Annotated in this window: 7 protein-coding genes; 5 read left to right on the top strand and 2 right to left on the bottom strand. The window is 53.5% G+C overall.

Translation table 11 applies throughout. The features are described from left to right. Nucleotides 1-64: 64 nt before the first annotated feature. Entirely contained in the window at nucleotides 65-754 is a 690-nt protein-coding gene (locus HFM78_RS15460; protein ID WP_287130352.1) for a pentapeptide repeat-containing protein, read from the bottom strand. A gap of 77 nt (nucleotides 755-831) precedes the next feature. Between HFM78_RS15460 and HFM78_RS15455 the strand changes: the two genes are divergently transcribed. Further along, nucleotides 832-1413 (top strand): DUF2854 domain-containing protein, encoded by a 582-nt coding sequence (locus HFM78_RS15455; RefSeq protein WP_287130351.1) that lies wholly within the window; start codon nucleotides 832-834, stop codon nucleotides 1411-1413. A 9-nt stretch (nucleotides 1414-1422) separates the two neighbouring features. Next, entirely contained in the window at nucleotides 1423-2118 is a 696-nt protein-coding gene (locus HFM78_RS15450) for an NADH dehydrogenase subunit K (protein WP_287130350.1), read from the top strand. Here HFM78_RS15450 and HFM78_RS15445 read toward each other — a convergent pair. After that, nucleotides 2115-2795: an AIM24 family protein gene (locus HFM78_RS15445; protein WP_287130349.1), complete on the bottom strand. Its 681-nt coding sequence runs from the start codon at nucleotides 2793-2795 to the stop codon at nucleotides 2115-2117. The genes HFM78_RS15450 and HFM78_RS15445 overlap by 4 nt on opposite strands. A gap of 171 nt (nucleotides 2796-2966) precedes the next feature. On the opposite strand from HFM78_RS15445, the gene HFM78_RS15440 reads away from it, so the two are divergent. The 3 genes from HFM78_RS15440 to HFM78_RS15430 all read left to right on the top strand — a co-directional run bounded on the left by HFM78_RS15440 (nucleotide 2967) and on the right by HFM78_RS15430 (nucleotide 6027). Next, nucleotides 2967-3371: a hypothetical protein gene (locus HFM78_RS15440; RefSeq protein ID WP_287130348.1), complete on the top strand. Its 405-nt coding sequence runs from the start codon at nucleotides 2967-2969 to the stop codon at nucleotides 3369-3371. A gap of 201 nt (nucleotides 3372-3572) precedes the next feature. Beyond that, nucleotides 3573-5744, top strand: coding sequence for a TonB family protein (locus tag HFM78_RS15435; protein ID WP_287130347.1), 2172 nt, complete (start codon nucleotides 3573-3575; stop codon nucleotides 5742-5744). A 115-nt stretch (nucleotides 5745-5859) separates the two neighbouring features. Beyond that, nucleotides 5860-6027, top strand: coding sequence for a hypothetical protein (locus HFM78_RS15430; RefSeq protein WP_287130346.1), 168 nt, complete (start codon nucleotides 5860-5862; stop codon nucleotides 6025-6027). The last annotated feature ends 17 nt before the right edge of the window (nucleotides 6028-6044 follow it).

The following is a 6044-nucleotide window of genomic DNA, read 5'->3' as shown; positions in this document are numbered from 1 at the left end:
GCCCCGCACTCCCTAAAGGCAAAAGCCCCACCGTGAGAACAGTGGGGCTTTTCAATAAATTAAATTAACCTGCCGCTTGCGCTTGGACCATCGTTCCTAAGCCATTGGTCTCCACAGGGGGACGAAACTGGTCTAGCCCGTTAGCTCCCCGTTCAGCGAGGACTAGACCCAGGTTTAGAGCCAGACCATTACAGTTATAGAAATCCGTCCCTTGGACCTGGGTTTCATCATTGAAGAAGGCTCCGTCAAGACGCGCACGGCTCACGTCGGCTCCACTCAAATTCACCCAGCCCAACTGAGTTTCCATGAGGATACTGTCGCGGAGGACAGCTCCAGATAGGTCCGCGCCATCAAGTCTGGCCCCAGACAGGTCCGCCCGCGAGAGGTCCGCCCCGCGCAGGTTCGCCCCACACAACTGGCAACCGCGCAGGTTCGCCCGTGAGAGGTCCGTACCTTCCAAGTTGGCATTATCCAAAACAGCTGCTTCCAGGTTGGCATCGCGCAGGTTCGCCCCTTGTAGGTCGGCCCGCTGTAAATCCGCCCCAATTAACCAAGCCCGACTGAGATTAGCCCCCGCTAGACAACTATCTTGGAGGTCCGCCAAGACAAAATGGCTACGAACTAGCTCTAAATCGCGGAGGTTCACCCCCGCGAGGTCGGCCCGAAGGAGGTCCGCCTCGTAAAAATCTACCTGCGCTGCCTCACCCGCTTTAATTTTGCGGATCATGGCTTCTTTGCTCAAGGGTTGGTCCATGAGTTTCTCCAGAATTTCGGGCCTTTTCAATTGTAAGCATCTCGGTACAATCAAAAGAGGACTGGGACGGGGTTAAAATGGTAGCTTCCTTGGCGAACTTGGTACTGTTGGCGGCTTTGGTCCTCTCGGGTTTATTCGTGGGGAGTTATTTTTTTATCAGTGACCCGGATCTACAGGCCAACTTAGGACTATTTGGGATTACCTATATCAGTTTTATTTGGCCTGCTTATTTCGTCCTCCGCATCACCGAGCGTCGCCCCATCCCAACGACCACCGCACCCCCCGCTGATATTGAGGCCTTACGTACCCAACGGACGACCATCCAAAAAGAGATCCTGCGCGATATCAATAAATACGTTTACCTCAAAGAAACCCATATGCAAGACCAGTTACACGCCTTGGGCCTAGGGGTGAAATCCGATACTGAGTTGCCCAAGCTGATTGGCTACCACGAGACCGACCAAGACGGGCGGTATGCCCTAGTTTTACAATTTGACTCCCACCATGTCCCCTTGGCGAAATGGCAAAAACGCCAAGCCAAGCTCGATACTTTTTTCGGGAAAGACGTAACCACCGCCGTGACCACCGTTGCCCCCGAGCGTGTGGAATTGGCCCTCATTTGCAAACGTGCCAAAATAGACGAGCAAGCTGCCAACTAGAGGACTGTCATGGATGTTGCCAAGCTGATTAACCCGCCCCAGCGACCGGAAGTAACTACCGATATTTCCAACAGCGTCATCCTGACGAGCGTAAATGACCTGTACAACTGGGCGCGTCTATCGAGTCTGTGGCCCATGCTCTACGGGACCGCCTGTTGTTTTATTGAGTTTGCGGCCCTGCTGGGTTCGCGCTATGACTTTGACCGCATTGGCTTGGTCCCCCGCGCCACCCCCCGCCAAGCCGACCTCTTGATTACGGCTGGCACGGTCAATATGAAAATGGCCCCGCCCTTGGTCAAACTCTACGAACAAATGGCAGAACCCAAGTACGTCATTGCCATGGGAGCCTGCACCATTACGGGCGGGATGTTCTCGACGGACTCCTACACGACGGTGCGTGGGGTGGATAAACTATTCCCCGTGGATGTGTACTTACCCGGTTGCCCGCCCCGGCCCGAAGCTATTATTGATGCCATCATCAAGCTCCGCAAAAAAATTGGGAACGAGGACTTCCGGGAACGCTATCAGACGATCCAGAAGTCCCACCGTTACTACACAATTCCCCACCAAATGAAGCAGGTACCTGAGATCTTGACCGGGGTTTACCTCGAATCTGTCACCCGTCAAGCTCCCCTCGCCCTGACGGAAGCCACTGCCGTCCCCATGACTATCCTCCAGGTATCCGAGAAACAAACCGCGAACTAACCTGGACTTTGGGAAGTTGGTAGTAATCCACGAATTGTCTCAATCAAGCGCAAGTTGCGGTTAGGAAAAGGGGCGATTAATACCGTCCCTGTCCCCCGGTAGGTATTGACTAAAAATTCGCCTGAGCTCATGGTTCCAAACAGCGATTTAGTGGCGCGTTCCACACTGTAATCCAGGCTCAGGGTCCGGGCGACGGCGAAACTGCCATCCACCACCAGTTTGTCATTGTTGAGATGCAGCACTTGTACCGGACCTTGGGCCACCAAGACGACCTGACCCGTCCCTTTGATTTTGGTCTGAAAGTTGAGGAAACCCTCGCCTGACATGAGGCTAGTCATCACTTTGTCGCGGTAGGCATCCACGGTGATCCCCGCTTCCGAAGCCCAGTACGCGCCCCGGTCCAGGACCCATTCCTCATTGTTCAGTTCCAGTACATGAAAAGAAGCAAAGGACGGCTCTAGAAAAAGTTCGCCCGTGCCCGTGTAGGTGGGCCGAAAAACCGTCTCAGCCGTCGCTAAGGACTTGAGGAAGCTCCCCGCTGAGGGGGCCTTGGTCTCCATAGTGAGCGGTCCAATCATGTAATACAGTGCGCCGGACTCAGTACGGACGGTCTCATTAGTCAGGGTTACTTTGACAAGCCGCAACTCTTCGCGCTCCAAAATCTCAAATTGAGCCATGGTGTCCCTGCGGATAGTTCGTCTCTATTGTGCCCTTGACAGTCCGAATCCTAAGGGCCTGTTCTCCCTGAGCTATCCTAGATTCTAGTTTTACGACTTAAAGAAAATTTAAATTACTAACGTCCTCGTTAAGCGCAAGGTAGGCTATTGCCATGGCACTACAACAACAAATTGAGAAGTTCAGAAGAGGTGGCGAGCAACCCCAGTATACTACTGAAGCTCTCGGAACTGGCGGTTGCATCAGCTGAAGCAGAGACAAAGTGGCAATTGGCCTACCAGCTAGGCAGCCTGTCTAACCAGAAGGAACAAGCTGAAGCTATCCTTTTGCACTTTGTGACAGACGCAGATGAATACGTAAGCAGGCGAGCCCTTCTTGCGCTCGGAGTACTAGAATCATCGCAGGCAGAGAAACTTGCGGTCCGGGCATGGGACACGGGCTATGAGTATCAGCGAATTGCGACGTTGTCGGTACTTCGTGATACTGAATCTGCGAAACTAGCAGAGTATGTGACAAAGGCGTTGAAGGATGGCAGAGAATACCTAGTACAGAACGCACACGAAGTTGAGGGTACCTAACCTTCATCTAATATCGAAACTTGCTACTGAAGCGGTCTTATTGCGTCCATGTAAAGTCATGGTGATGTTTCATTCCTACTTTGTCCATATGCCAACTCAAGGCAAGCTAAAAACGTTGAACTATCAAAATATGGCCTTGAAATCTTTACGAAGGTTGTCCAGTCCTCGTTTACACTAGGGACGTATTTTTGAGTTTCACCAATGCTGTCTAGCCGTTCTGTACTGGCTAATGCGCTATTGCTCCTGTTAGCGGTCCAACCCGTCCAAGCCTGGGATGCGGGGGACTTTCCCATCAAGGTCTATATCAATCCCGTCCTCAAGGGCAGTCCCCAAGCCGTTCCCGACCCAGTTCTCCAGGCCCTACGCCAGGGAGTTTTAGACTGGAACCGCCTCCTCGTCGAATTGCCTCCCAAACCACAGGACACTCTCTACACCCTGGTCTTGACCAAGAATCGGAGTATGGCAGATGCTCAAGAGCTAGAGAAATTGGGGTTTTTGGTCCTCGTGGACAGCCCCCAGCAAGCCGACCTCCTCGTGGAAACCGTAGACAGTTTCAGCCTAGACGAAGCGAATCAAGAGACCGCCATTCTGACCACGGGTTACTTTACGCCCGGTCAGGGCCAGCGCGTCGGGCAGATTAACATGGCCCTCAAAAAGAATGAATTAGCTAACAAAATCGTTCTCTTGGAAGCTGGAGCCGCGCCGCCGCAAGCTCGCTATCGGTTAGTGGTCAATGATGAACTGGACTTACGGGCAACTCTCATGCATGAAATCGGTCACGCGCTGGGTCTAGAACATACCCCGGATAGTGAAAAATGTAACCTCATGGCTCCGCTCACCTACATCTGTTTCCTAGAAACCCCGCCCGAGTGTCGCTACCGGGAGCGGGGTCGTCAAAGTGCCTGTATTGCTATCCAAGACCAACAGGTGCGCTTGGTTGCGAATCAATTGACCGCTGCTGTCGGTCAAGGCCCTCAAAATGCCACCCGTGAAGCCCTCCGGCCCTACATGCAGAGTGTTAGTAACCGCATTATCAAAGCCTTACCTAACTCGGAGTTATTTAAACAAAAGGGTATTGTCATTTTAACGATTACGAGTCCTGGTCAACTCCAAGCCGTCCGCATCAAGCAATCCTTTGGCGACCCGGCTTATGACGCGCAGGTGGTGACGGCAATCCAGAACCTAGCTCCCTTCGCGCCCCTCCCGTCTACCTACCCCCAAGTTGAATTTGAATTGAGTTACCTACCTCCCGCCACTTTCAAGGACTACATTGACCGCTTGGACCAACGCATCCGCCAGAATCTAGCCAGGGTTCCCCTGACGGCCCTTGGTGAAATTGAGGTCAGTATCCGTGGGGGTGGAGAATTGAAGGGCTATCGGATTGTGCGCTCCTTCGGCAGTAAGGAGGCCGACCTACAGATGGGCCGCTTGATGGAAGATTTGGCCCCTTTTGCGCCCGTCCCTCAAGTGGCTGCCGACGGTGAGGTTTTAGGGAATTTCGCCTATGGACCCGCCGTCGCCATGACCGCCACCCCCGCGATCCGCGACTACACCCAAGCTCTCAGTGAACGTATCCGCGCTAACCTCCCGTCCACCCAGTTCAATCAACCGGGTGTTCTCCGCTTTGACCTCAGAGCCAATGGGGACCTCCAGGACCTCCAGGTGATTAAGTCCTTCGGGGACCCGGTTTACGATGGACAAGTGCTGGCAATGGTCAAGCAACTCGCGCCCTTTGCCCCCCTGCCCTCAACCACGGACCTGCAATTTAGCCTTACTTTTCCACCCGCCCGTACGGTCAACGATTATTGGGCCAAAGTTGGCGAACGGGTGCGCCAAAAAGTCATGCTCCTCCCCCTCAAGACCCAAGGTGAAGTAGAAGTTCGTCTCAATGGTCAAGGCGAACTCAAGGGCACTCGTATCCTCAAATCCTTCGGCAGCCCGGACCTCGACCAAAAAGTGATCCGTATTCTCAGCGGTTCTCCCTTCCCTCCGTTACCCACAGCCTCGACGACGGAGGCGATGATGACGGGTCGGATGTCCTTTGGTCCGCTCCTCAATATCCCCTCTGTAGGCCCAGCCCCAGTGACCAGCCGTGATGCCAACTACTTGACTGAACTGCGGGAGACCGTCCTCCGTAATTGGCAGCCGCCCCGGGTTAGTCGGCCCTTTCAACTGAGCGTGGGGTTCAGTGTTGCCCGTGACGGCAAGCTCTTTGATGCCAAAGTTATTAAGTCCTCAGGAGATAAGGCGATTGACAAAGCCGCCCTCCTCGCTCTCCGACGCATTGTGCTCAAACCCATACCTGCCAGCATCCCCAGCGATCCGCTCACCATCAATCTAACGCTAAAAGCTCAGCTTCAAAAATCACAATAATAATGAAGCATCAGTGAGGAACCGCCATGCCCGCAGATACTTATTGAGCCGCCTAGCATCCTGCTCAGTCAGAGTATGCCACAATTGCCTTACTTGGCCCTGGGAGTAGAATGCCGTGCAGAAGCTACGTATTGAGATGCTCAATGGCACTTGGGTGGACGTGCCCGAAGCCGACATTGGTAAGTTCTTTGCTGAAAATGAGGGGAAGTTCAAATACAACCCAATTTACTTAGACGGTTTACCCAGAAAGAGAACTCGCGCCACCCAGCCTACTGCTAGCTGAACCCAGCAGGGAAAGCA

It is taken from the genome of Candidatus Cyanaurora vandensis, from assembly GCF_013285555.1.
GTDB lineage: Bacteria > Cyanobacteriota > Cyanobacteriia > Gloeobacterales > Anthocerotibacteraceae > Cyanaurora > Cyanaurora vandensis.
Note: the sequence above shows the minus strand (reverse complement) of the source record. Positions and strands in the feature narration are given on the sequence as shown.